General features: G+C 65.9%; 19 protein-coding genes and 1 riboswitch. Of the genes, 9 read left to right on the top strand and 10 right to left on the bottom strand.

All coding sequences use genetic code 11. The features are described from left to right. Positions 1 to 26 precede the first annotated feature (26 nt). Together H4O11_RS16575 and H4O11_RS16570 are read left to right on the top strand one after the other, a co-directional pair. Positions 27 to 1,064 (top strand): type IV pilus twitching motility protein PilT, encoded by a 1,038-nt coding sequence (locus H4O11_RS16575; protein WP_182340939.1) that lies wholly within the window; start codon positions 27 to 29, stop codon positions 1,062 to 1,064. An 87-nt stretch (positions 1,065 to 1,151) separates the two neighbouring features. Beyond that, positions 1,152 to 2,297: a PilT/PilU family type 4a pilus ATPase gene (locus H4O11_RS16570; protein ID WP_343042852.1), complete on the top strand. Its 1,146-nt coding sequence runs from the start codon at positions 1,152 to 1,154 to the stop codon at positions 2,295 to 2,297. 54 nt (positions 2,298 to 2,351) lie between these two features. On the opposite strand, the gene H4O11_RS16565 is transcribed toward H4O11_RS16570, so the two are convergent. The 4 genes from H4O11_RS16565 to H4O11_RS16550 all read right to left on the bottom strand — a co-directional run bounded on the left by H4O11_RS16565 (position 2,352) and on the right by H4O11_RS16550 (position 7,616). Continuing rightward, on the bottom strand, positions 2,352 to 4,295 hold the full coding sequence (locus H4O11_RS16565; protein WP_182340936.1) for an AsmA family protein: 1,944 nt from the start codon (positions 4,293 to 4,295) through the stop codon (positions 2,352 to 2,354). A 179-nt stretch (positions 4,296 to 4,474) separates the two neighbouring features. After that, complete coding sequence (trhA, locus tag H4O11_RS16560; protein WP_182340933.1) at positions 4,475 to 5,107, bottom strand: PAQR family membrane homeostasis protein TrhA; 633 nt, start codon at positions 5,105 to 5,107, stop codon at positions 4,475 to 4,477. 94 nt (positions 5,108 to 5,201) lie between these two features. Next, positions 5,202 to 6,806: a peptide chain release factor 3 gene (locus tag H4O11_RS16555; protein WP_182340930.1), complete on the bottom strand. Its 1,605-nt coding sequence runs from the start codon at positions 6,804 to 6,806 to the stop codon at positions 5,202 to 5,204. A gap of 111 nt (positions 6,807 to 6,917) precedes the next feature. Then, positions 6,918 to 7,616: a M23 family metallopeptidase gene (locus H4O11_RS16550; RefSeq protein ID WP_246333554.1), complete on the bottom strand. Its 699-nt coding sequence runs from the start codon at positions 7,614 to 7,616 to the stop codon at positions 6,918 to 6,920. 54 nt (positions 7,617 to 7,670) lie between these two features. Beyond that, positions 7,671 to 7,789, top strand: a riboswitch (SAM riboswitch). A 76-nt stretch (positions 7,790 to 7,865) separates the two neighbouring features. On the opposite strand from H4O11_RS16550, the gene metX reads away from it, so the two are divergent. Genes metX through H4O11_RS16530 form a run of 4 tightly spaced genes read left to right on the top strand, consistent with a single transcriptional unit; the run spans position 7,866 to position 11,988 of the window. Then, positions 7,866 to 8,897 carry a homoserine O-succinyltransferase MetX gene (gene metX, locus H4O11_RS16545; protein ID WP_182340927.1) on the top strand — a complete coding sequence of 344 codons (1,032 nt, stop codon included), beginning with the start codon at positions 7,866 to 7,868 and terminating at the stop codon, positions 8,895 to 8,897. Then, positions 8,894 to 10,144 carry an O-succinylhomoserine (thiol)-lyase gene (locus H4O11_RS16540; protein WP_182340924.1) on the top strand — a complete coding sequence of 417 codons (1,251 nt, stop codon included), beginning with the start codon at positions 8,894 to 8,896 and terminating at the stop codon, positions 10,142 to 10,144. Before metX ends, H4O11_RS16540 begins: the two co-directional genes overlap by 4 nt. Then, on the top strand, positions 10,141 to 11,229 hold the full coding sequence (locus H4O11_RS16535) for a homoserine dehydrogenase family protein (RefSeq protein WP_182340921.1): 1,089 nt from the start codon (positions 10,141 to 10,143) through the stop codon (positions 11,227 to 11,229). The genes H4O11_RS16540 and H4O11_RS16535 overlap by 4 nt, the downstream gene beginning before the upstream one ends. Positions 11,230 to 11,280: 51 nt before the next feature. Next, positions 11,281 to 11,988, top strand: a complete 708-nt coding sequence (locus H4O11_RS16530; protein ID WP_182340918.1) for a response regulator — start codon at positions 11,281 to 11,283, stop codon at positions 11,986 to 11,988. Here the strand turns inward: H4O11_RS16530 and H4O11_RS16525 are convergent, their stop codons facing one another. Continuing rightward, positions 11,989 to 13,350: a sensor histidine kinase gene (locus tag H4O11_RS16525; protein WP_182340915.1), complete on the bottom strand. Its 1,362-nt coding sequence runs from the start codon at positions 13,348 to 13,350 to the stop codon at positions 11,989 to 11,991. 245 nt (positions 13,351 to 13,595) lie between these two features. Here H4O11_RS16525 and H4O11_RS16520 point away from each other — a divergent pair, with 245 nt between their 5' ends. Both H4O11_RS16520 and H4O11_RS16515 read left to right on the top strand, forming a co-directional pair. Then, a complete protein-coding gene (locus H4O11_RS16520) occupies positions 13,596 to 18,134 on the top strand; it encodes an ESPR-type extended signal peptide-containing protein (RefSeq protein ID WP_182340912.1) in 4,539 nt (1,512 codons plus the stop codon). Between the two features lie 62 nt (positions 18,135 to 18,196). Further along, entirely contained in the window at positions 18,197 to 20,017 is a 1,821-nt protein-coding gene (locus H4O11_RS16515; RefSeq protein ID WP_182340909.1) for a S8 family peptidase, read from the top strand. A gap of 56 nt (positions 20,018 to 20,073) precedes the next feature. Here H4O11_RS16515 and H4O11_RS16510 read toward each other — a convergent pair whose 3' ends face one another. Beyond that, positions 20,074 to 21,066 carry an alpha/beta fold hydrolase gene (locus tag H4O11_RS16510; protein ID WP_182340907.1) on the bottom strand — a complete coding sequence of 331 codons (993 nt, stop codon included), beginning with the start codon at positions 21,064 to 21,066 and terminating at the stop codon, positions 20,074 to 20,076. Positions 21,067 to 21,150: 84 nt separating this feature from the next. Next, on the bottom strand, positions 21,151 to 22,533 hold the full coding sequence (locus H4O11_RS16505; RefSeq protein WP_182340903.1) for an L-serine ammonia-lyase: 1,383 nt from the start codon (positions 22,531 to 22,533) through the stop codon (positions 21,151 to 21,153). 102 nt (positions 22,534 to 22,635) lie between these two features. Between H4O11_RS16505 and H4O11_RS16500 the strand changes: the two genes are divergently transcribed. Continuing rightward, positions 22,636 to 22,866, top strand: coding sequence for a glutaredoxin family protein (locus H4O11_RS16500; RefSeq protein ID WP_182340900.1), 231 nt, complete (start codon positions 22,636 to 22,638; stop codon positions 22,864 to 22,866). A 110-nt stretch (positions 22,867 to 22,976) separates the two neighbouring features. On the opposite strand, the gene H4O11_RS16495 is transcribed toward H4O11_RS16500, so the two are convergent. From H4O11_RS16495 to H4O11_RS16485, 3 genes are read right to left on the bottom strand one after another with little or no spacing between them, the layout of a single operon-like run. Beyond that, positions 22,977 to 23,543 carry a YceI family protein gene (locus H4O11_RS16495; RefSeq protein ID WP_182340897.1) on the bottom strand — a complete coding sequence of 189 codons (567 nt, stop codon included), beginning with the start codon at positions 23,541 to 23,543 and terminating at the stop codon, positions 22,977 to 22,979. A gap of 3 nt (positions 23,544 to 23,546) precedes the next feature. Then, on the bottom strand, positions 23,547 to 24,113 hold the full coding sequence (locus tag H4O11_RS16490; protein ID WP_182340894.1) for a cytochrome b: 567 nt from the start codon (positions 24,111 to 24,113) through the stop codon (positions 23,547 to 23,549). Then, a complete protein-coding gene (locus H4O11_RS16485; protein WP_425506079.1) occupies positions 24,110 to 24,772 on the bottom strand; it encodes a YceI family protein in 663 nt (220 codons plus the stop codon). The genes H4O11_RS16490 and H4O11_RS16485 overlap by 4 nt, the downstream gene beginning before the upstream one ends. Positions 24,773 to 24,863 lie beyond the last annotated feature (91 nt).

The following is a 24,863-nucleotide window of genomic DNA, read 5'->3' as shown; positions in this document are numbered from 1 at the left end:
AAGCCGTTATTGGGGAGTAGCCGCTCATGGATATCGCCGAGCTGTTGGCGTTTTCCGTCAAGAACAAAGCATCCGACCTGCATCTGTCCGCAGGCCTGCCGCCGATGATCCGTGTCGATGGCGATGTCCGTCGCATCAACATCCCGGCGCTGGACCACAAACAGGTCCATGCGCTGGTGTACGACATCATGTCGGACAAGCAACGTCGCGATTACGAGGAATTCCTCGAAGTCGACTTCTCGTTCGAGATTCCATCGCTGGCGCGCTTCCGCGTCAACGCGTTCAACCAGAACCGCGGTGCCGGTGCGGTGTTCCGTACCATTCCGTCCGAAGTGCTGACGCTGGAAGACCTGGCTTGCCCGCCACTGTTCCGCGAGGTGATCCAGCAGCCGCAGGGGTTGATCCTGGTGACCGGTCCGACCGGCTCGGGCAAGTCGACCACGCTGGCGGCGATGATCGATTACATCAACAAGAACGAGTACGGGCACATCCTCACCGTCGAGGACCCGATCGAGTTCGTGCATACCTCGCAGAAGTGCCTGATCAACCAGCGCGAAGTGCACCGTGATACGCACGGTTTCAACGAAGCCCTGCGTTCTGCGCTGCGCGAAGACCCCGACATCATCCTGGTCGGCGAACTGCGTGACCTGGAAACCATCCGGCTGGCGCTGACCGCTGCCGAAACCGGCCACCTGGTGTTCGGCACGCTGCATACCAGTTCGGCGGCCAAGACCATCGACCGCATCATCGACGTGTTCCCCGCAGGCGAAAAGCCGATGGTGCGTTCGATGCTGTCGGAGTCGCTGCGCGCGGTGATTTCGCAGGCGCTGCTGAAGAAGGTCGGCGGCGGGCGTACGGCGGCCTGGGAGATCATGGTCGGCACCCCGGCCATCCGCAACCTCATCCGCGAGGACAAGGTGGCGCAGATGTATTCGGCCATCCAGACCGGCCAGCAGGTGGGCATGATGACCCTGGACCAGCATCTGCAGGACCTGGTCAAGCGCAGCCTGATCACCCGCAACCAGGCCCGCGAATATGCCAAGGACAAGCGTCTGTTCGAGTAAGGCGAGGTAACGGCGGGGCATGCGTCGAGCAGGCGCATGCCCCGCGTCGCCGCGTTGCGCCCATCGTCCCGTTCCCTGGAGTCCGCCGTGAACAGTACCGCCACCAGTTCGATCGATTTCACTTCGTTCCTCAAGATGATGGCGCAACAGCGCGCCTCCGACCTGTTCATCACGTCGGGCATGCCGCCGTCGATAAAGGTCAACGGCAAGATCTCGCCGGCCACGCAGACGCCCCTGACCCCGCAGCAGAGCCGCGACCTGGTGCTGAACGTGATGACGCCGGCCCAGCGCGAGGAATTCGAGAAGACCCACGAATGCAACTTCGCCATCGGCCTGGCCGGGGTTGGTCGCTTCCGTGTCAGTTGTTTCTACCAGCGCAACCAGGTCGGCATGGTGCTGCGTCGGATTGAAACGCGTATCCCGACCGTGGATGAGTTGTCGCTGCCGCCGATCATCAAGACGCTGGCGATGACCAAGCGCGGCATCATCCTGTTCGTCGGCGCCACCGGTACCGGCAAGTCGACCTCGCTGGCCGCGATGATCGGATACCGCAACCAGAACTCCACCGGGCACATCATCACCATCGAGGACCCGATCGAGTTCGTGCATCGCCATGAGGGCTGCATCATCACCCAGCGCGAGGTCGGCATCGATACCGACAGCTGGGAAGCGGCGTTGAAGAACACGCTGCGCCAGGCACCGGACGTGATCATGATCGGCGAGGTGCGTACCCGGGAGGGCATGGATCACGCCATCGCGTTCGCTGAAACCGGACACCTGGTGCTGTGCACGCTGCATGCCAACAATGCCAACCAGGCGATGGACCGCATCATCAATTTCTTCCCGGAAGATCGCCGAAACCAGTTGCTGATGGACCTGTCGCTGAACATCAAGGGCGTGGTTGCCCAGCAGCTGGTTCCTTCGCCCGATGGACGTTCGCGCAAGGTGGCGATGGAGATCATGCTGGGCACGCCGCTGGTGCAGGACTACATCCGCGACGGCGAGATCCACAAGCTCAAGGAGGTCATGAAGGAATCCACCCAGCTGGGCATGAAGACCTTCGACCAGAGCCTGTTCGAGCTGTACCAGGCGGGAGAGATCAGCTATGAAGATGCGCTGCGCCATGCCGATTCGCAGAATGAGGTACGCCTGCGCATCAAGCTGAGCCAGGGCGGTGACGCGCGCACGTTGTCGCAAGGGCTGGACGGGGTGGAGATCTCCGAGGTCCGCTAGCGCCATGGCATGGGGCGCCTGACGCTGCCGGGGTACCTCGCTTTGGTGCTGCCGTCAGTGGGCGAATTTGCCGCCGCAATCGGCGTCCTTGCCTGGGCCGGTCTCGATGGTGGCCAGCAGGGCGGCAGGCGGGGCGATGCTGCCCAGGGTGATGGCGATGGCACCGCGGATGCCCAACGCCTTGAAATCCGGCCGGAAGGAGGGATCCTTGAACGTGCCGCCGATGCGCAGTGGCGAACGTAGCACCAGGATGCTGATGTCCTTCGGGCGTGGTTTCAGCAGCAGGTCCAGCTGTTCGCTTTTCAGGTTGATGCTGCCCTCGCCGACGATCAGCGTATCGGTGGTGTCCACGGCAAGCGCGCGGCTGTCCATGCGGCCATCGCGCACGCCGAAGTCCGCGAAGGCACAGCGCAGCGGAATCTGCCGGTCACCGGTGAACAGGAACTTCAGCGATTCGGCGACGTCCAGTCCCGCCAGCTCCATCACCAGGTTGCCCACGTGGCCCTTGCCCATGCCTACGGAAACCGTACCGTCGCTGCTGCCCAGCATGGCGGCGATGGAATTGCCGCTGCCGCTGAGGTCTATTTCGCCGCCGATGCCCCCCGATGCCTGTTCGGCGAGTTTTGCGTCGGGGAACAACTTGCCCAGCTGGACACGGCGCACGCTTGCCTGCAGCGACGTGGCGATCTGCGGCCTGCGTGCATCCATCCGGATCGTGCTGCGGATATCGCCGCCGGCAACGCCGAAGTTCAACGGCACCAGCTGCAACAGGCCGTCATCCAGTTTCAGGTGTACGTCCATGTCGTCCAGGGGCAGCGCAGGTGAGTTGATGCGCTGTGCTTTCCACTGCACGTCCGCATCCATCGAGCGGAGTTTCCCCAGGTCGTAGGGCGTATCGGGCAGCACCGTGGCCTTTGCCGCCAGCCGGGCTGCCTCGGCCTTCTGTGCAGCGTTGGCCGACTCGCCGCTGCCGGTTCTTGGCGGGGCGCCGACGAAGCCGGCCAGATCGTCGAAGTCGAGCCGCTTTGAAACGAGCACCGCGGTCAGGCGCGGCCGCTCGCCGGCCACGTCGATCCTGACGTTGCCACCGAGGTCGCTGTCACCGACCTGGCCTTTGAATGCGTCGTACTGCCAGATCTGGTGGTCGCGCTTGAGTCGTCCGTCCAGCCGATAGGGTGGGGTGGATGGCAGGGCGATGCCGACCAGCGGATAGAGATCCTCCAGATCCTGGCCACTGAGGCGGAACTGCAGGTCGAAGGTCTGGAACTGGAAGGGATTGGTCAGCGTGCCGCTGGCCACCGCATGGGTCTGGCCAGCGCGACCATCCAGGTGGATGCGAAAGGGATGGTCGCTGTCGGTCAGTTCCAGCGGGGATTCGGTATTGCCATTGAGCGTGAACGCATTGCCCTGCCAGGAACCTTTGCCGGTAACCAGCAGCGGCGGGGCCGCATCAGCCTGCTTCGGGTCACCGCTGCGCACGTTGACGCGGATGTCGGTACGGCCAAGGACATCCAGGTATTGCAGGCGGCCATCGTCGATGCGCAGGCGCTGCAGTTGCAAGGGTTCGCCGCCACCGCTGCTTTCGCCGAGAAAATCCCAGTTGCCTGCTTCGCCCTTGCGCGGTGCCGCCTGCAGCAGGGCATCGGGCCGGGTAAGGCGGACTTCCGGCAACTGCACGCTGCCGCGCAGCAGCGGCCAGGCGCGCACGTCGATCTCCACGCGGTCGGCACGGACCATCTGCGGTTGCTTCGCCCAACCTGCGTTGGCGAAGGTGATGGCGTCTGCGCGCACGGTCGTTATCCGTCCGAGGTCGACGTCAAGGGTGCCGATGTGCAGTGCCCGTCCGGTTTTTGCCTGCACCGCACGTTCCACGGGTCCCTTGAACCAGTTCCAGTCCCACAGGGCGATCAGCAGCAGGATGGCGGCGATCACGAACAGCAGCACGGCCAGCCAGCGTTGCCCGCGTTTGCCGGGAGCGCGGAAGCGGCGGGATGGCACGCGGTTTTCTGCCGGGGGCGGGGTGGCGTTCACGCGCCTAGCGTTGCCTGTTCATCGTGCACAGGGTGCGAAGCAGGTATTCGGACCGTGTGCAGGAGACGGTAGAGCGGGTCCATGACCCGCTGCTTTTCCCTACAGCCGCGCGGACGGCAGCGGGTCATGGACCCGCTCTACCGGCGCTACAACACCTGCGCGGTGACCGCGACGAAGTGGCAGACGCTGCCGCCGATCACGAACAGATGCCAGATCGCATGGGAATAGCGGATCGATTCGCGGTGGTAGAAATAGGTGCCCAGGGTGTAGGACAGGCCGCCGGCAAGCAGCCAGCCCAGCGTCCACAGATCGATCGCCGCAAGCATTGGCTTGATCGCTACCACGATCAGCCATCCCATGGCGATGTAGATCGCCGTGGACAGGGCCTTGAAACGTCCGGTGTAGAACAGCTTGAAGACCACCCCGGCCAGCGCCAGCGTCCAGATGGCAGTGAACAAGCCCCAGCCCCATGGACCACGCAGGCCGATCAGGGTGAACGGCGTGTAGGTGCCGGCAATCAGTACGTAGATCGCGCAGTGGTCGAACACCTTCAGCCGGCCCTTGGCGATCGGGTGCTGGATGGCGTGGTACAGGGTGGACGCGGTGTAGAGCAGCAGCAGGGCAATGCCGAAGACGATCGAGCTGGCAAGCTGCCAGCCATCGCCATGGGTGGCGGCGAGGGTGATCAGCACCGCGCTGGCGGCGAGGGCAAATACTGCACCCAGGCCATGGGTGAGCGCGCTGGCTACTTCTTCGCGGATCGAAGCAACAGAGGTCATGGCAAGCCGAAAGGGTTGCAGGGAGGGGGACCTGCGTCCCCCCTATCATCGCCGCGATGGCGGATGCTTGCACGCCCGGTGGGCTGCCTGCGGTTCAGGCGACCGATTGGGTGTGTGCCGCTTCACGCGTGGCCGAGAAGCGCACGTCCGGCGCCCGTTCCTGCGCCAACTGCAGGTTGACCCGGGTGGGCGCCAGGTAGACCAGCTGGCCGGCGGCATCCACCGCCAGGTTCAGCGCATTCTTCTCGCGGAACTCTTCCAGCTTCTTCTCGTTGCTGCAGGTCACCCAGCGCGCGGTGACCACGCCGACCGGTTCGAAGCTTGCCTCCACGCCATACTCGTCCTTCAGGCGATAGGCCGCTACGTCGAACTGCAGCACGCCGACCGCACCCAGGATCAGGTCGTTGCTCATCAGCGGGCGGAAGAACTGGGTGGCGCCTTCTTCGGACAACTGCGCCAGGCCCTTGTGCAACTGTTTGAGCTTGAGCGGGTCGCGCAGGCGCGCGCGCCGGAACAGTTCGGGGGCGAAGTTGGGAATGCCGGTGAAGGTGATCGCCTCGCCCTCGGTGAACGTATCGCCGATGGAGATGGTGCCGTGGTTGTGGATGCCGATGACATCGCCCGGCCACGCCTCGGCGGCGATCTCGCGGTCGCTGGCCATGAAGGTGAGTGCGTTGGCCAGCTTCATTTCCTTGCCGGTGCGGACATGGAAGGTCTTCATGCCTGCGGCGAAGCGGCCGGAGCACACGCGCATGAAGGCCACGCGATCGCGGTGCTGGGGATCCATGTTGGCCTGGATCTTGAACACGAAGCCGCTCAGCTTGTTTTCCTGCGGAGCGACTTCACGGCCGGTGCTGGCGCGTGGTTGTGGCGAAGGCGCGTGTTCGACGAAGAAGTCGAGCAGCGGCTGCACGCCGAAATTGTTCACGCCCGAGCCGAAGAACACCGGCGTCTGCTTGCCCTGCAGGTAGGCCTGCGGGTCGAACGGATGGCTGGCCCCCTGCACCAGTTCCAGCTCATCGCGCAGTTCGGCCAGCATCGCCGCACCGATCTTCTCGGCCACGCCGGGCGCGTCGATGGACGGGAAGATGGTCGAATCCTGGCGGGTGAAGTTGCGGCCCGGTTCATACAGATGGACCTCGCCGGTCAGCAGGTGCACCACGCCCTTCAGGCGCTGGCCCATGCCGATCGGCCAGGTCACCGGGGCGCACTGGATGCCGAGCACGCTTTCCACCTCGTCCAGCAGGTCGATGGGTTCCTTGCCCTCGCGGTCCAGCTTGTTGATGAAGGTCATGATCGGGGTGTCACGCAGCCGGCACACCTCCATCAGCTTGATGGTGCGTTCTTCCACGCCCTTGGCGACGTCGATCACCATCAGCGCCGAGTCCACCGCGGTCAACACGCGGTAGGTGTCTTCACCGAAGTCCGCATGGCCGGGGGTATCGAGCAGGTTGACGATCTTGCCGCCGTATGGGAACTGCATCACCGAGGAGGTGACCGAGATCCCGCGTTCCTTCTCCAGTGCCATCCAGTCCGAGGTGGCATGGCGGGCGGCCTTGCGGCCCTTGACCGAGCCGGCCATCTGGATCGCGCCTCCGAACAGCAGCAGCTTTTCGGTCAGCGTGGTCTTGCCGGCGTCAGGGTGGGAAATGATGGCGAAGGTGCGGCGACGCGCAGCCTCGGTGGCGACTTCGGACATGGCATGGGCGCCCGCCCGGGGCGCTGATCAAAGAGATAAGCCGATGATTATCGCCGAAAAAGGGGACGGAGGGGATTAAGTCGTTTTCAGCCGTCCGGTGTCATTGGCGACTTAATCCCCTCCGTCCCCTTTCATGTAATGGAGCTGGCCGCGGGCGGTGACGATGCGGATGGGCACGGACTCCAGGTGCGTGCCGCGCCGGATCTGTACCGCGAAATGCAGGTGCGGGGCGGTGCTGTAGCCGGTGTTGCCGGACAAGGCGATGCGCTGTCCGGCTTCCACCCACTGGCCTTGGCGCACGCGCACGCCGTCGTGCTGCAGATGGGCATAGACGGCGATGCTGCCGTCCGGATGCTGGATGCGGACGTAGTTTGCCCGCGCGCGGTCGTGCTGCGGGTCCAGTCCATTGCCACTGAAGCCGGCCTGCAGGTCCAGCACCCGGCCTGCGCGGGCCGCCAGTACCGGGGTGCCCTCGGGCAGGGTGAAATCCACGGCATGGCGGTTTTCGGCGTCGCGGTGGCTGAAACGCCCCTGCGGCGCCTGGCCGACACTGAACCGGCGTTCGTCGAATGGCAGCCGGTAGGCCACATCCTGCAGGCGCTGCCCAGCTTCGTTGCGAGCCGGGCTGTCGGGCCCGGCAAGCCCCCAGCCATTACGCCAGTCGCTGCCTGGACTGGCGGTGGAAAGCAGCGGCAACAGGCAGAGGGACAGGCACGGCAGGCGGCGCATCGCAGGGTCCGGCAGGGAGTCGGCGGACTGTAGCAGGCAGCCGCGGCGCCGGATGCGCTGGATCAGTTCCAAATAATCCATCTCTTTATCCGCATGAAGGGATTGACAAGTGCGGAAGGCGCTGGCATCGTGGCCACACCATCGAGACCGGCAGAGGGACAGGCCCTTTGAAGCCGGGGCAGCCCGCAGGCGCGCAAGCGCCGGCGTAGGTGCCAAATCCTGCGGGGACCGTGGCGTCCACCGGAAGATGGTTCGAGCCGTGCACCAGCAGGTGTCTCTCGAACGCGGGCCCGCGAAGGCTCGATGGCCGTTTTCCTACTGGATACCGCCATGAGCTTCGCCCCCAGCACCGCCGTCCGATCCGAATCCTTTGTCCCCGCCAGCGTGCCGGTCGAAGACCGCGTGCATGCCGTGCGCGGCGAGTTCGCCGCGGTGCTGGAGATGCGCCACGCAGGCCAGTGCCCGGTGCGCATCCGTTACGAGTGGGTGGGGCCGGTCGACGCACCGGTGGTGGTGCTGGCCGGTGGCATCTCCGCCCACCGCCACGTGGCCGCCAACCTGCAGTTCGCGGAAAAAGGCTGGGCCGAGGGCCTGGTAGGCGCCGGGCGCGCGTTGGATCCACAACAGTTGCGCGTGCTGGCCTTCGATTTCATCGGCGCAGATGGCGCGCTGGACGTGCCGATCGACACCGCCGACCAGGCCGATGCACTGGCCGTGCTGCTCGACCACCTCGGCATCCCGACGCTGCAGGCTTTCGTCGGCTACTCCTACGGCGCACTGGTGGCCCAGCAGTTCGGCCTGCGCCATCGCGAACGCGTGCAGCGGCTGGTCGTGGTCAGCGGTGCCCATCGCGCGCATCCGTATGCCGCTGCCTGGCGTGCGCTGCAACGTCGCGCGGTGGCGCTGGGCCAGCTGCAATGCAGCGACGAGAACGGACTGGCATTGGCGCGTCAGTTCGCCATGCTCAGCTACCGCACGCCGGAAGAATTCGGCGAACGCTTCGATGCCGCGCCGGAAGTGGTCAATGGCCGCGTGCGCGTGGCCGCCGAAGACTACCTGGATGCCTCAGCTGCGCAGTACGTGGCCCGCACGCCGGTCACCGCATGGCTGCGCCTGTCCGAATCCATCGACCTGCACCGCGTCGATCCGGCGCAACTGCTGCGGCCGACCGTGGTGGTCGCCGTGGAAGGCGACCGCCTGGTGCCACTGGCCGATCTCGTCGCCCTGGTCGAAGGCCTGGGCCCGCGCGGCAGCCTGCGGGTGCTGCGATCGCCCTATGGGCATGACGCCTTCCTGAAAGAAACCGATCGCATCGACGCGATCCTTGCCAACGCCATCCGTACCCCGGGAGAAACCGCATGAGCCTGACGTCCAACGGCACGCTGTCCGCTGATCCGTCCTGTAGCCGCACCACCGCCGCCGTACGCGCTGGCATCGATCGCGACACCGCACATGGCGCGGTCACGCCTCCCATCGTGCTGTCTTCGAACTTCAGCTTCGATGGTTTCGGCAACAAGCGTCAATACGACTACACGCGCAGTGGCAACCCGACCCGCGACCTGCTTGGCGAAGCACTGGCGGAACTGGAAGGCGGCGCGGGCGGCGTGGTCACCTCGACCGGCATGGGGGCGATCAACCTGGTGCTGCAGGCGTTGCTGGGCCCGGAAGACACCCTGGTGGTGCCGCACGACGCCTATGGCGGCAGTTGGCGGCTGTTCAACGCTTTGGCCGGCAAGGGCCAGTTCAAGCTGGTCACAGCGGACCTGACCGATCCACGCTCGCTGGCGCAGGCACTGGCCAGCCAGCCCAAGCTGGTGCTGGTGGAAACCCCGTCCAATCCGCTGCTTCGCATCACCGACCTGCGCTTCGTCATCGACGCCGCGCACAAGGCCGGCGCGCTGGTGGTGGTTGACAACACTTTCCTGTCGCCGGCCCTGCAGCAGCCGCTGGCGTTTGGCGCGGACCTGGTCCTGCATTCGACCACCAAGTACATCAACGGCCATAGCGATGTCGTCGGCGGCGCGGTGGTGGCACGTGACCCCGAACTGGCGCAACAGTTGACCTGGTGGGCCAACGCGCTCGGCCTGACCGGCTCGCCATTCGATGCTTTCCTGACCCTGCGCGGCCTGCGCACGCTGGACGCGCGCCTGCGCGTGCACCAGGAAAACACCGCCGCGATCGTCCCGTTGCTGGCAGCGCACCCGGTGGTGGCTGCGGTGTACTACCCGGGCCTTGCCGAGCACCCGGGCCACGCCATCGCCGCACGCCAGCAATCCGGCTTCGGCGCCATGCTGTCCTTCGAGCTGGCGAGCTGCGAAGGCGACGATCCGCATGCGGCGGTACGCGCCTTCGTGGATGGCCTGCGCTATTTCACCCTGGCCGAATCACTGGGCGGAGTGGAGAGCCTGGTTGCGCATCCGGCAACCATGACCCATGCCGCCATGACCGTGCAGGCACGCCAGGCTGCCGGGATCAGCGAGGGCCTGCTGCGCCTGTCGGTGGGCATCGAGTCCGAACGCGACCTGTTGGCTGACCTGGCCGCCGCGCTGGACCGCGCCGCCGCCGTGGTCGATGCACAGGCCCGGCAGAAACAGGTCGTGGACGCATGAACGCGCAGGTCATCGAACTTCCAAGCGTCGCACCGGGACGACTGGCATTGCTGGGGACCGGCACCGTCGGCTCGGCGTTCGTCGCCCGCTACCAGGCGTTGCAGGCCCGTGGCCTTGCCTTGCCACGCTTTCATTGGCTGGCCAACTCGCGTGCCGTACTGGCTTGCGAAGGTGCGCCAGAGCAGCCGCTGCAGCAAGTACGGCAGGCGCCTCGGGTAGCGGCCGCTGCGGCGCCGTGGACGCAGGCGGACGCCCTGCACGCTGGTGACGTGGTGGTCGATGCGACGGCCAGCGAAACGGTCGCTGCGGAACACGCGCACTGGCTTGCGCGCGGCGTGCATGTGGTCACGGCCAACAAACTGGGCCAGGGCGCGCAGCAACAACGTGCCCTGCAGATCGCCGCGCGCTGCGTAGAGACCGGCGCATGCTATGGCGACAGCGCCACGGTAGGCGCGGGCCTGCCGTTGCTGAGCAGCCTGCGCGCGCTGGTGGAAGGCGGCGATCGCATCCATCGCATCGAAGGCGTGCTGTCGGGGTCGCTGGCCTGGCTGTTCCATCGCTACGACGGCCAGCAGCCGTTCTCGGCGGCGGTACGCGAAGCACTGGATGCCGGATTCACGGAGCCGGACCCGCGCGTAGACCTTTCCGGAGAAGATGTCCGCCGCAAGCTGCTGATCCTGGCACGTGCCTGTGGGCTGGGCCTGGGCGACGACCAGGTGCTGGTGGATTCGCTGGTGCCGGCTGCATTGGCCGCGCTGCCGCATGCGCAGGCACTGGCGCAGCTGGACCAGCTTGACGAGCCGGTTCGCCAGCGTTGGCAACGGGCGAACGACGCCGGACAGGTGCTGCGCTTCATTGGCAGCGTCGAAGCGGGTGCTGCCCGGGTCGGCGTGCAATCACTGGCAGCGGATCATCCCCTGGCTTCGGGCGCGGGAACCGACAACCGTGTCGCCATCCACAGTGATCGTTATCGCCATCAGCCTCTTCTGATCCAGGGCCCCGGGGCAGGCGCGGAGGTCACCGCTGCGGCGCTGCTGGATGACGTGCTGCGCATCACGCGAAATGGGATGGCAGACCGTAGTTGATGCTGCAGATCTGTTTAATATCGATCAATTGCGGTGATCGAAGAGCCTGCAGTGAAAGATCTGGAAAACGCCTCCCTCCGCGTCGCACTGCTCGAGGATGACGCAGTGCTGCGCGAACGGATTCTTTCCCCGCGTCTGCGCGACCATGGTTTCGATGTCATCGGGCTGGGCAGCGCAGCCGCGCTGGAGCGACTGCTCCTGGCCGGCGTTCCCGACATCATCGTGCTGGACGTCGGCTTGCCGGACGCAGACGGGTTCGATCTGGCACAGTCGCTGCGGTCGCGGTTCCCTGCGGTGGGCGTGGTGATGCTGACCGGGCGTGAGAGTCCCCACGACAAAGTGCGTGGACTGGTCGATGGCGCCGATGCCTACCTGACCAAGCCGGTCGAACTGGGCCTGCTGGCGGCAACGTTGCACAGTCTTGCCCGGCGATTGCAGGCGGTCATGGCCACCGATGCTTTCGCCTCGCCACCTGGCTGGCGCCTGGCGGGTGGAGGCTGGCGCCTGATGGCACCCTGCGGGCAGGCGGTGTTGTTGACGCGCAGCGAGCGTCCGCTGGTGCGTTGCCTGATACAGCACGCCGGACAGGTGGTCGGGCGCGACGCCCTGATCGCCACCCTGACCAGCAATACCTTCGAGTTCGATACGCATCGTCTGGATTCGCTCATCCATCGGTTGCGACGCAAGGTTGCCGCAGCAAGCGCGCATCCTTTTCCGCTCTCGGCCGTGCACGGTGCCGGCTACGTGTTCGCTCCCTGATCAGGCTGCCGGCAGCAGCAGGCCGATGCGCGTGCCAGCGCCATGGGTACTGTGGACTTCAATGCGTCCGCCATTGGCGTGCACGACATCGTTGACCACCGCCAATCCCAGTCCGGTTCCCTGGTCGCGCGGCTTGGTGCTGAAGAAGGGCTCGAACATGCGTTGGCGGGTCAGGGCATCCATGCCGTGGCCATGGTCTGTAACGATCAGGTGCACCGAGCCGGTGCTGTACATCACCTCGATCCTGACGCCGCCACGCGCGTGTGCCCCCAGCGCATCGCGCGCGTTCGCGACAAGGTTCAGCAGGACCAGATCGAACTGGTTGCGGTCCATGAACAGGTGTGCCGCGCCATTCACTTCGCCGAGCTTCAGCTGACTGCGGTTGACGAACAGCTGGCGCAGCATGGGAAGCAGCTCGACCAGCGCTGTACGGACACAGAAGCGCTCGGCATCCACGCTGTCCTGGCGGCTGAAACGCAGCAGCGCGCGACAGATATGGTTGCCTCGGCGCGCCGCGACGTCGATGCCCTCCAGCGCATCCACGAGGGCGGCTTCGCGTTGCAGGGGGCTGCCGGCCGCGCGATTGCGTTCGTCGCAGAAGCCACGGATCACCGCCAGCACGTTGTTGAAGTCGTGTGCGATGCCGCTGGTCAGGCGGCCGGCGATTTCCAGTTTCTGCGCATGCAGCAGGTGCTCCTGCAGTTTCGCGCGCTGGCGCATTTCTTCACGCAGCGCGTCGCCGTGGCGGCGCTCGCGGACCAGCCCATCGCGCAGGGCGCTGGCGGTACGGTCGAGGATGAAGGCGATGATCAGCCAGGCCAGCAACAGCGAGGGACCATTGTGCATGGCATTGGCCGTCCATTGCCCGTCGTGGCCCGCATGGTAGTCGGTATGCATGCCCACGAAGAACACGCCGAGGATGCCGAACCAGGTCAGCCACAAGGCCCTCCGTCCCAGCACCAGTGCTGCCATCGCCAGCAGCAGGAGCAACGGTGTCTGGTCGATCAGCAGGGCGTGCGCGCCAAGCTTGTGCCAGGTGATGCAACTGCTGCCGAGCAGGGCAATGATGAACAGGCATACGGCGCGTCGTAGATGCCCCCGACGTACCAGCGCAACGCCGATCAGGGCAGCTGCTGCGGTAAGCAGGTCGGTTGCCAATACCAGCGTCCAGCCACGTGGAACCGGGCGATCTCCCAGTTGCCACAGCCAGTTGAGCGGCAGGGCCACGCCGTAGAACAGCAGCAGCAACTGGATTGCCGGCGCCATTCGCCTGTCCACGTCGTCATTGAGCGCGGCTGGTGTCCACGCCTGCAGCCAGCGACGCCACGTCGAAGAAGAGGACGGCGGGGAAACCTGTGACATGCGGCGCGCGGCAGCCCGACCGACGGTGAGAAGTGGTGAGTATTCAGTGACAACACGTGCGTGACAACAATCACGGCTGAATCGTACGTTCATCCACGCCGCTGCTGGCCGTCCGCAATCGGACTGCATTCCACGCGCTGCGCGGCGCTTCTTTGGACACTCGGGCCCAGCGGCCTGGATCGGTGCATGACGCCGTCCGGCCCGCGGGACGGGAGTGCATTGCCCTTCGAACCGTGAGGTGCTGGATGAACAAGATTTTCAGTCGTGTATGGAGCCGCTCGTTGCAGCAACTGGTGGTGGCTTCGGAGTTGGCCACGCGTGGTCATTGCCAAGGGGGCAGGAGGCGCGTGCCGGCCTGCGTGATGGTGGGCGCGCTGCTGCTGCCTGCATGGGCAGCAATGGCATCGGAAGATGCACGCATCCAGCCTGAAGCGGGTGTGCCCGGTGGCTACGTGGCGGTTGATGGCAGCAATGACGGGAGCGACGATGCGCAGGCCATGGGCGACGCGGCGGTGGCGGTGGGCGTGCTGGCACGTGCGCAGGGTGCCGATGCCACCGCCATAGGCAGCCAGGCGCGGGCGACAGCCGTGGGTGCGTCGGCGTTCGGCAGCAATGCGCGTGCAACGGCGGGGTCTGCCACTGCGGTGGGCCAGAGCGCTCGTGCACTGGCCACAGGCGCCGCCGCGCTCGGGCAGAACGCGACGGTCAGCGCACGGGGCGCCTCTTCGGTCGCCCTGGGCGCGTATGCGGAGGCAGACGCCGCGGATGCAGTGGCGCTGGGTAGCAATGCGCTGGCAGATCGCAGCGGCACGGTGTCGGTGGGCCGACGCGGGCAGGAGCGTCAGATCACCAATGTCAGGGCCGGTATCGAAGCGACAGATGCGGTCAACGTGGCTCAGTTGGACGAGGTCAAGGATCAGATCGGCGATCTGGATTACATCGCCATCGATGGCAATGCCGATCGCAACGACCGCGCTACCGCGACCGGTGAGACGGCCGTCGCCATCGGCTCGCGTGCGACCGCCGAGGGTAATATGGCCACCGCTGTCGGTGCCGAGGCCTGGGTGCAGGGCATAGGCGGTTCGGCATTTGGCCAGGGGGCAAACGTACACGGCGACGCCGGCACCGCGATAGGCCAGTCTGCGCTTGCGGCAGGATTGGGAAATACAGCGGTGGGTGCCAGTGCATCCGCCGAGGGCAAACAGGCCGCGACCGCATTGGGTGCGCTGAGCACGGCCATGGGACAAGGTTCCACCGCCGTCGGCGCACTGGCGCAAGCCTACGGCTCCGGCAGTTTCGCCGCAGGCTACGATGCCGGCACCAACAGTGATAGCGGCGTGGCCATTGGCGCGAACTCCCGTGCTGCCGGCGGCGACTTCACCGTGGCGGTGGGCGGGAAGGCCCAGGCTGTAGGTACCGGCGCGACGTCATTGGGGGCCAGTGCACGGGCCAGCGGCGACGATGCCAGCGCACTGGGCAGCTTGGCGACGGCTGTGGGTGATGCGGCACTGGCTGTGGGCAGCAACGCCTTCGCGCAGGGTATTGGCAGTGCCGCGCTGGGGGCCAGCAGCCTGGCCGATGCCGATCATGCGCTGGCGGCGGGCGACAGCGCGCAGGCGGGCGGTGAGTCGTCGGTAGCCCTCGGCCATGGCGCCACGGCGCTGGGGGAGCGCGCGATCGCACAAGGCAGCGGCGCGGTGGCCACGGCGCAATCGGCGATCGCGCTTGGCGATGGCAGCACGGCCGAAGGGCCGGGCGCGATGGCGTTGGGTTCGTTGTCCTCATCGCGCGGCTATGCCAGCGTTGCGGTGGGTGGCTTGGCCGAAGCCAATGGCAACAGTTCGGTGGCGTTGGGTACACAGGCCATTGCCGATGGTCCGGCCAGCATCGCCATCGGTGTCGAGTCGGTGGCTGCCGGAGATTTTTCCACCGTGCTTGGCCAGTCCAGCCGGGCCATCGGGCATGGCAGCGTGGCATTGGGCGCGTCCAGCAACGCCGACGGATTCCGCAGCATCGCGGCAGGCTACAAGGCATCTGCACGTGGCGACGGTTCCATTGCGCTGGGCGGAGAGTATGTCTGTGATGGCCTATGCATCGAATCCAACACAGCAGCGGATGGTCGCAACAGCATGGCCCTGGGAGCATCGGCGCGTGCGCTGGGCAACGATTCGGTGGCGCTCGGCCCGCTGAGTGGTGCGTTCGGTGAACAGGCGGTGGCGCTGGGATGGCACTCGGAAGCCTATGGCAACAACAGCACTGCCATTGGCAATGATGCGATGAGCAAGGGAGCCAACAACATCGCGCTGGGCAGCAAGGCGCACGCCGCCGGCGGAGACGATCCGGCCATCCTCAGCAACAACATCGCCATTGGTACCGACAGCCTGGCTGGCTATGCGTATTCCACCGCCATAGGCACCAATGCGCGTGCCACGGGACTCGGCTCGATGGCGTTCGGTTGGGACGCCCACGCTTCGAGCTGGAACAGCCTTGCCCTGGGGCCATCGGCCGAGGCAAGCGAGGCGTTTGGCGTTGCAGTCGGTTTCGACAGTCACGCTGATGCTTTCAGTACGATCGCGATCGGCGCGTCCGCGCGCGCTTCCGGCAGTGCATCCACTGCCGTTGGCGGCAACAGCACGGCCGAGGGCCTTGGCAGCGTGGCGGTGGGCAAGATGGCCTACAGCCATGGCGACTACGCCATGGCGCTGGGCACCATGGCGGTTGCTTATGCTGACCGCAGCGTGGCCATCGGCAATTCCTGGGTACAGGAACAGGCAGCTGACAGTGTGGCGCTGGGCCATGGTTCGCTGGCGACGCGTGCCAATTCGGTGTCGGTCGGCGCTTCGCAGGAATGGTTCGATGAGATGGGCGAGTGGCACGGCGTGATGCAGCGCCAGATCACTGACGTCGCCGCTGGCACCGAGCAGACCGACGCGGTCAACCTGGGCCAGTTGAAGGAAGTGGAAGCCAAGGCCGGCAATGGGCGCTACGTGGCCGTCGATGGCGCTGGCGATGGCAGCGATGATCCGATTGCGGCCGGCACAGGCGCATCGGCCATTGGGCCACAGGCGCTGGCTGATGGCGCGGGGAGCGTTGCGGTGGGGGCCCAGTCGCTGGCGCTCGGACAGGACACGACCAGCATGGGGCGTGCGAGCAATGCGGTCGGAGCGGGCTCTACGGCATACGGCGCGGGCGCTTCGGCATCTGGAGAGGGCGTGACCGCGTTGGGTGCGGCCAGCAGCGCCAACGGCGAGGGCACCGTGGCGATCGGTCAGGGGGCGATGGCGCATGGCATCGGTGGGACCGCGGTAGGAAGCGGGGCGATCTCGGCCAATGGGGCCGCGTTTGGAACCGAAGCACTGGCGACTGGCGCACTGTCGACGGCCGTAGGACCTGCGGCGAGGGCAACCGGATTTGGATCGGTCGCGGTGGGCTTCAACAACCGGGCCACCGGCGAAGATTCCACCGCACTGGGCACCATTGCCTATGCCACGGGCAATGGTTCCACCGCGGTCGGGTACGGTACCAATGCGACCGCCGAATACAGTGGAGCATTTGGGCGCGGTTCGTCGGCAACCGCGCAGGCGGCGACCGCGATGGGTGTTTGGTCGCGCGCTACGGCGGAAAACGCGATTGCCATCGGCTATATGGCACGGGCCTCGGCAGACGATGCGATCGCCCTGGGGGCACGCAGCATCGCTGATCGCAGCGGTACGCTGTCCGTCGGCAGCGTCGGGCGTGAGCGCCAGATCGCCAACGTCGCCGACGCTACCGAAGGTACCGATGCGGTCAACAAGCGCCAGCTGGATACCGCCATCTCCGACATCGGCGACGGTCTGGGTGAACTTGGTGCGACGGCCGTGCGTTACGACGACAAGGGCAAGGACCGGCTCAGCCTGGAGGGCGAACAGGGAACGACGATCAGCAACCTCAAGGCTGGCGTGGGGCGCAGCGATGCCGTCAACGTGGATCAGTTGCAGGGCGTAGTACGGGCATTGGGTGGCGGCGCCGAGCTTGGCGGGGACGGCATGCTGATCGGGCCGGTGTACACGGTCCAGGGAACCCGTTTCGGCAATGTCGGCGGTGCGGTGAGCGCGCTTGATGGCGCATTGAGCGGGCTGGACGCTCGCGTGGGCGTGCTCGAATCCAACCCGGGTACAGGTAATGGCGATGGAGGCGTGGGTAGCGGGGCCGGGGATGTACCCGGAGCAGGCGGAAAGGGCCCGGTGATCGGTCCGGGCGCAGGGCCATCGCCAGCTGATGGCCTAGTGGCCGCAGGCGGTGGCGCGGGCTCGATCGTGATTGGCGAGGGCTCCGTTGCGGGCGAAGCGAATACCGTTTCGGTCGGTAGTGCGGACAACACCCGTCGCGTTACCAACGTGGGTACGGGCACGGCCGCAACCGATGCGGCCAATGTAGGACAGATGCAGGCGGGCGATGCGCAGACGCTGGCATCGGCACGTACCTACACCGATTCGCGCTTCAAGCAGATGGATGATCGCTTCGTCGACCTGAGCCAGGACCTTGACCGTCGCTTGGGCCAGCAGGACCGGCGCATCGACCGCCAAGGGGCGATGAGCAGCGCCATGATGAACATGGCGATCAACGCATCGGGCAGCCGCAGTCCACGCGGACGCGTGGCCGTGGGTGCGGGCTGGCAGAACGGCGAGCAGGCCTTGTCCGTCGGCTATGGCAAGCAGGTCGGTGAGCGCGCCAGCTTCAGCCTGGGCGGTGCCTTCAGCGGCAGTGACCGCTCTGCGGGCGTCGGCTTCGGCATCGACCTCTGATCCTGCGGGGCCGCTCTGCCTGGGGCGGCCTCCTTTCTGATGTTCCTCTTGGAGAAATACCCATGAGTCATTGCTTCACCACCAAGGTCGGCGTCCTGGCCGTTGCCATTTCGCTTGGCACCGTCCCGATGCTGGGCCACGCTGCCGACGTTCCCGTGGCGCGCGCACTGGTTCCGCTGCGGCAGTTGCCCGACGCATCGGCAGTTGCACCGGTGCAACGTTTCATCGTCAAGTACAAGCCCGGCAGCGCACCCGCGCGCGATCGCAGCCGGGTGCAGTCCAGCCTGCGTGCTGCCAGTGCAGGCGCCATCGGCACGCAGTCGGTCCGCGGTACGTTGGGCCTGCAGGCACTGCGCCGCGGCGCCACCGGTGCGGAAATCGTGGCGGCTTCGCGCCCGCTCGATGCCGCGGAGGCGCAGGTCGTGCTGCGCCAGCTGCGGCAGGATCCGGACGTGCTGTACGCCCAAGTGGATGGAATCAAGCATGCCCTGGATCTGATGCCGAACGACCCGCAACTTCCTGTTTATCAGTGGGACCTGCTCAATACCGTGGGCGGCATCTATGGCCCGCAGGCCTGGGAGCACAGCACCGGCGAAGGCGTGGTGGTGGCCGTGCTGGACACCGGCTCCACCCCGCATGCTGACCTGAAGGACAATCTGATTCCTGGCTACGACTTCGTTTCATGGTATGGCCAATCGCCGGACGAGCCCGATGTTGCCGGAGACGGCGACGGCCGCGATCCAGATGCCACCGATCCGGGCGATTGGTGCGAAGGCAGTCCCAGCAGCTGGCATGGTACCCATGTGGCGGGTACGGTGGCGGCGATGACCAACAACGGGCTGGACGTGGCCGGCACCGCGTGGGGCGCCAAAGTGCAGCCGGTGCGCGTGCTCGGACATTGCGGCGGCCTCACCTCGGATATTGCCGATGCGATCGTATGGGCGGCAGGTGGAAAAATCGATGGCATACCCGTTAACCCCACTCCGGCCGATGTCATCAACATGAGCCTGGGCGGTGGTGGTGGTTGCGAGGAAGATTCGGTTACGCAGGAAGCAATCGATTTTGCTGTATCACGCGGTACTACGGTGGTTGTTGCTGCCGGCAACAGCAATGCTGATGTTTCACAGTTCAGTCCCGCCGGCTGCAACAACGTCATTGCGGTTGGCGCCACCGGTGTCGGTGGAACGATCGCCAGCTATACCAATTTCGGTTCGGGCGTGGCCTTGGCCGCTCCTGGCGGCGATCCGAGCAGCAACGCAGGCCTGTCGCAGGGCTATATCTGGTCCACCGGCAATGACGGTAAGACGGTGGCAGGCAAGGATGCCTTGGTCGGCATGATGGGTACGTCGATGGCTGCCCCGCATGTGGCCGGCATCGTGGCCCTGATGCAGTCCGCGGCGGTGGGAGCGGGTCGTGGTGCACTTACCCCTGCACAGGTGCACGAGCTGCTGGTGGCGTCGGTGCGTCCGTTCCCGGTGCCGCCACCGGTCGACAGGCCCATCGGCGCGGGGCTCGCCGATGCAGGGCGCGCGGTGCAACTGGCACTGGGCAATGACCTCCCGGAGCCACCGGCGCCCGAACTGCAGAATGGCGTGCCGCTGCAGGGCCTGGCTGGGGCAAACCAGCAGTCGTTCCTTTACCGGATCAATGTGCCGGCAGGCGCCCGCAGCTTGAACCTGCGTACCTTGGGCGGCCGCGGTGATGTCAGTCTGTATGCGGCGCCTGGTGTCGAGCCTTCAGCGGAGGATGCGCCCTACCGCTCCCTGCATGCCGGCACCGCCGAGGCGATCGTCATAGGCAGCCCGCAACCAGGGACATGGTACCTGCGGGTGGTGGGCGAAGCCGCGTTCAGCGAAGTCAGCGTGCTGGCCATCGCCCGCTGACCTTCCACGCGACAAGACGGGACAGGGGCAGCGCGATCAACGTGCCCCTGTTCCTGTCAGCGGTGAGCGTCCAGGAAGCGCAGCAGCGCTGTGTTGAACCGGGCCGGATCCTGCACCTGCGGCGAATGGCCCAGGTCGTCGAACTCCACCAGTTGCGCACCGGGTATGGCCGTGGCGGCTGCCTTGCCCAACGCGGGATAGTCGCCCAGTCGTGCCTTGAGTTCCGGCGCCGCGAGGTCGCGGCCGATGGCGGTGCGGTCCTTCTGGCCGATGAACAGCGTGGTCGGCGCGGTGATGTGCTTCAGTTCGTAGACCACCGGCTGGTTGAAGACCATGTCTGACGTCAACGCCTGGCTCCATGCAACGGCGTCCTTGCCCGGCCCGGCGTACATGCCGGCCTGCATGCGGGCCCAGTGTTCGAATCGTGGCTTCCAGTCGCCGTCGTAATACACATCCAGCTGGTACTTCTTTATCGAATCGAAACTGGTTTTCAGTTCGTTGGCATACCAGGCGTCCACGCTGCGCCAGGGCACGCCGAGTGCCTTCCAGTCTTCAAGGCCGATCGGATTGACCAGCGCAAGGCTCTGCGTGGCCCGTGGATACAGCAGCGCATAGCGCGCGGCCAGCATGCCACCCATGGAATGGCCGACGATATGCGCGCTCTGCACGCCCAACTGCTGCAGCAGGGCATGGGTGTTGGCGGCCAGCTGGCCAAACGAGTATTGGTAGCCCTGCGGCTTGCTGGACTTGCAGAAGCCCACCTGGTCCGGCGCGATCACCCGATAGCCGGCATCCAGCAAGGGCTGGATGCTTTCCTGCCAGGTGGCGGCGCAGAAATTCTTGCCGTGCAGCAGGACGACGGTACCGATGGCCGCGCGGTCCGGTGAAAGGTCGAGATAGGCCATTTCCAGTGGCTGGCGTTGGGACTCCAGCGCAAACGTCTTCACCGGGTAGGGGTAGTCGAAACCTTCCAGACGGGCGCCATGGCTGTCGGCGGCGACGGCGGTCAGTGGAAGGCAGGCGAGCAATGCGGTGGCCAGCAGGCGCATGGTGGTCTCCGTGGGCAAACCCCGAGGGTACCTGCAAAACCATGACGACTCCCGGTCGTCATCCACCAGCGGCCAGCTTGCCGGTCAGCACTCGATGACGTTCACCGCCAGGCCGCCACGGCTGGTTTCCTTGTACTTGTCCTGCATGTCACGGCCGGTATCGCGCATGGTCTTGATGACCTTGTCCAGCGATACCTTGTGCTTGCCATCGCCGCGCATGGCCATGCGCGATGCGTTGATCGCTTTCACCGCGCCCATGGCATTGCGCTCGATGCAGGGAATCTGCACCAGTCCGCCGATAGGGTCGCAGGTCAGGCCGAGGTTATGCTCCATGCCGATTTCGGCCGCGTTCTCGATCTGGCTGGGGGTGCCGCCGAGTGCGGCAACCAGGCCGCCGGCCGCCATCGAGCAGGCCACGCCTACTTCCCCCTGGCAGCCGACTTCGGCGCCGGAAATGGAGGCGTTCTCCTTGTACAGGATGCCGATTGCCGCGGAGGTCAGCAGGAAATCGAAGATGCACTGTTCGTTCGCGCCGGGGCAGAAACGATCGAAGTAATGCAGGACGGCAGGCAGTACGCCCGCCGCGCCATTGGTGGGTGCGGTAACCACGCGACCGCCAGCGGCATTCTCTTCGTTGACTGCCAGCGCATACAGGTTGACCCAGTCCAGCGTGGTCAATGGATCGCGCATGGCCGCTTCCGGCTTGGACGACAGCTCGCGGTGCAGTGCAGGGGCGCGGCGACCGACATGCAGGCCCCCCGGCAGCGTGCCCTCCTGGAGGATGCCGCGCGCCACGCACGATTGCATGGCATTCCAGATCTCGCGCAGCAGTTCGCGGATCTCGTCTTCGCTGCGCCAGGACTTCTCGTTCTCGAACATCAACTGCGCGATGCTCAGGCCACTGCGCGCCGTCTGTGCCAGCAGCTCGTCGCCGCTCTTGAAGGGGTAGGGCAGCGGCGTTTCGTCGGGCACGATGCGGTCATCGGCGGCGTCGTCCTGGTTGACCACGAATCCACCGCCTACCGAGTAATAATCGCGGGTGGCGATTACCTCATCATTGGCATCAAAGGCGGTGAAACGCATGCCATTGGTATGGTAGGGCAGCTTCTGCCGCTTGTTCATCCCCAGGTCGCGCTTTTCGTCGAAGAAGATTTCATGCTGGCCCATCAGCCGGATGCGCTTGCTGCCACGGATGCGCTCCAGCGTGGCCGGGATGATGTCCGGATCGATGAGGTTCGGGCGCTGGCCCTCCAGGCCCAGCAGCACGGCCTTGTCGGTGCCATGGCCACGGCCGGTCAGGGCGAGCGAGCCGTAGACGTCGGCGCGGATGCGCACCACGTCCTGCAGCCTGCCCGGATCCAGCAGCCAGCGGTGCACGAAACGTTCGGCCGCTTTCATCGGCCCGACCGTGTGCGAGGAACTCGGGCCAATGCCGATCTTGAAGACGTCGAAGGTGCTGACTGCCATGGATGCCGTACTGCGGGTACCGGAAGAGACCGCTATTCTAACGGTTCGCCGTGCTCGACCCTGGCTGCGGCGCAACAATACCTGCCATCTGGAGCGAATCCCGTGCTGACCCTGTTCCAGCGTGATGACTGCCATCTCTGCGACCTGGCGCTGGAGGTGCTGGCCCAGGCCAAGGTGCCGGAATTCCGTTCCGTGTTCATCGACGAGGATCCGGTGCTGGAAGCACACTACGGCATGCGTGTGCCGGTGCTGGGCCAGTCGGCCGGGACCGGTGAACTCGACTGGCCCTTCGACGCGGCCACCGTGCAGGCCTGGTTGGCCGCGGCTGGGTAGCGCCGGGCCATGCCCGGCGAGCGCAAAGCGCGGCCATCGGTGAAAGCTGCCGGGCAAACCTGCCGGGCAAAGCCGCCGGGCATGGCCCGGCGCTACCGGATGAGCCGGCCTTACTTCGCGTTGAATATCACCCTGGTGCTGATGGCCGTCTCGTCGGGAATGGTCTTGGTATCGGCCCAGTCACCGCCACCCACGCCGAACTCCAGGCGCTTGACGGTGGCCTTGCCGCTCAGCACCGGTTGCGCGCCGGGTGTCCAGGTGAAGGTCAGGGTCACCGGCTTGCTGATGCCGCGCAGTTGCAGGGTGCCATCGGCTGCATACCGGTCGTTGCCCAGTGCGCGGAAGCCGCTGGCGGTGTAGCGCGCCTGCGCGAACTTGGCGACATTGAAGAAATCCGCGCCCAGCAGGGTGGAGTCGCGATCGCTGTTGCCGCTCTTCGCCCCGGCCAGCGGGATCTCCACATCCAGCTTGCCGGAGGCCGGATCGGCCGGGTCGAAGCTGAGCTGGGTCTTGAAGCCCGGGAAAGTACCGGAAAACACTTCGCCGTCGTACTTGGTGGCGAAGGCAAGCGTGGAGCCCGGTGCCTGCACGTAGTCCGCGGCGATGGCGGGTGACGCTGCAAGCAGGCCGGCCAATGCGGCAGCCACGGCGGTCGGGGTGGTCAGTCTTATGGTCATCGGTCAGTCCTTCTGTGGGGAGGCGAGCCAGCCACGCGGCAGCATGCGTGCCAGCGTGGCATCGCGCTGGAAAAAATGGTGGTAGAACGCTGCGCCGGCATGCGCCAGCACCACGGCGATCAACAGCCAGAAGCCGTATTCGTGGATGGCGTGCGAGATCGCCACCGTCCCTGGATCAGGCGCGACCAGCTTGGGAACATCCACCAGCCCGAACCAGCGGAACGGGCGCAGGCCGCTGGCCGAATCGTAGACCCAGCCAGAAAGCGGGATGGTGAACATCAGCACGTACATCAGCCAATGCGTGGCACCGGCGATGCGTTCCTGCCAAGTGGGAATGCCGGGGACCGGTTCGGGCGCGCCGGCGGACAACCGCCAGCCAAGCCGGAACAGCACCAGCGCCAGCACGGTGATGCCCAATGATTTGTGCGCGGTGTATACCCAGAAATACTTCGGCGTCTTCGGCAGCTCGCCCATGGTCAGGCCGACCACCCCAAGGGTGAGGATCAGCAGGGCGATCAGCCAGTGCAGTGCCTGGCTGACACGGCCCCAGCGGAGCGTATTGCGGTTCATGGGATGCTCCTGTCGTCGGGGGTTGCATCATCCGGGGAATCGGAAGGTGAAGCAGGCGCAGGGGTTTCCGCGTCGCCGCCGCTGCGGTCGCGGACAGCCTCCACCTCCATGCGAAGCTGGACGGTATCGCCGATCATGCCCGGCCATGCCGTGATGCCGAAATCACGGCGGCTGAGGGCCGTGGTGGCGGTGAAGCCCGCGGTGCGGCGAAACGGAGGCATGGGGTGACGCTTGAGCGCATTGAGCGTGACATCCAGCACCACCTCGCGACTGACGCCACGCAGGGTCAGCTGGCCGATGACGCGCGCATGGGTGTCGTCGACGGGCAGCACCTGCGTGGACACGAAGCGCGCCTGCGGGAAGTTCCTGCCGTCGAGCAGGTTGCGCGCCAATGCCGCCTTGTTCCACTTGTCGTCGCCCAGGTCCAGCCTCTCCAGTGGAACCCGCACGTCCAGGCGGGCTGCCTCCCACTGACCTGGATCGAAGTGCAGTTCACCCTCGCTGCCCGATACCGTGCCCAGTGCGCTGGAGAAGCCTGCGTGCTCGATGGCGAACAACACGCGGGTGTGCACCGGATCGAGCCGATACATCGTGTCTGCGGCCAACGCCAAGCCGGGCAGCAGGCAAAGCAGCAGGGTCAGGGTCGGTCGATGGAACACGCGAAAGCTCCTGCAGGGGACGGGATGATCATACGCACCGCACCGGGGTCGCGAGCAGCCACATGGCTGCAACAGTTCATGGTGGCGATGG

The sequence above is a fragment of the Stenotrophomonas tumulicola genome (assembly GCF_014117215.1).
Lineage (GTDB): Bacteria > Pseudomonadota > Gammaproteobacteria > Xanthomonadales > Xanthomonadaceae > Stenotrophomonas > Stenotrophomonas tumulicola.
This window is presented reverse-complemented; position numbering and strand designations above follow the sequence as displayed.

Coding starts and splice junctions, on each gene's coding strand:
- H4O11_RS16535 (WP_182340921.1), top strand. CDS start 10,141: ATGAACGCGCAGGTCATCGAACTTCCAAGCGTCGCACCGGGACGACTG.
- metX (WP_182340927.1), top strand. CDS start 7,866: ATGAGCTTCGCCCCCAGCACCGCCGTCCGATCCGAATCCTTTGTCCCC.
- H4O11_RS16490 (WP_182340894.1), bottom strand. CDS start 24,113: ATGAACCGCAATACGCTCCGCTGGGGCCGTGTCAGCCAGGCACTGCAC.
- H4O11_RS16515 (WP_182340909.1), top strand. CDS start 18,197: ATGAGTCATTGCTTCACCACCAAGGTCGGCGTCCTGGCCGTTGCCATT.
- H4O11_RS16520 (WP_182340912.1), top strand. CDS start 13,596: ATGAACAAGATTTTCAGTCGTGTATGGAGCCGCTCGTTGCAGCAACTG.
- H4O11_RS16550 (WP_246333554.1), bottom strand. CDS start 7,616: ATGGATTATTTGGAACTGATCCAGCGCATCCGGCGCCGCGGCTGCCTG.
- H4O11_RS16510 (WP_182340907.1), bottom strand. CDS start 21,066: ATGCGCCTGCTGGCCACCGCATTGCTCGCCTGCCTTCCACTGACCGCC.
- H4O11_RS16525 (WP_182340915.1), bottom strand. CDS start 13,350: ATGTCACAGGTTTCCCCGCCGTCCTCTTCTTCGACGTGGCGTCGCTGG.
- H4O11_RS16505 (WP_182340903.1), bottom strand. CDS start 22,533: ATGGCAGTCAGCACCTTCGACGTCTTCAAGATCGGCATTGGCCCGAGT.
- H4O11_RS16555 (WP_182340930.1), bottom strand. CDS start 6,806: ATGTCCGAAGTCGCCACCGAGGCTGCGCGTCGCCGCACCTTCGCCATC.
- H4O11_RS16575 (WP_182340939.1), top strand. CDS start 27: ATGGATATCGCCGAGCTGTTGGCGTTTTCCGTCAAGAACAAAGCATCC.
- H4O11_RS16495 (WP_182340897.1), bottom strand. CDS start 23,543: ATGACCATAAGACTGACCACCCCGACCGCCGTGGCTGCCGCATTGGCC.
- H4O11_RS16540 (WP_182340924.1), top strand. CDS start 8,894: ATGAGCCTGACGTCCAACGGCACGCTGTCCGCTGATCCGTCCTGTAGC.
- trhA (WP_182340933.1), bottom strand. CDS start 5,107: ATGACCTCTGTTGCTTCGATCCGCGAAGAAGTAGCCAGCGCGCTCACC.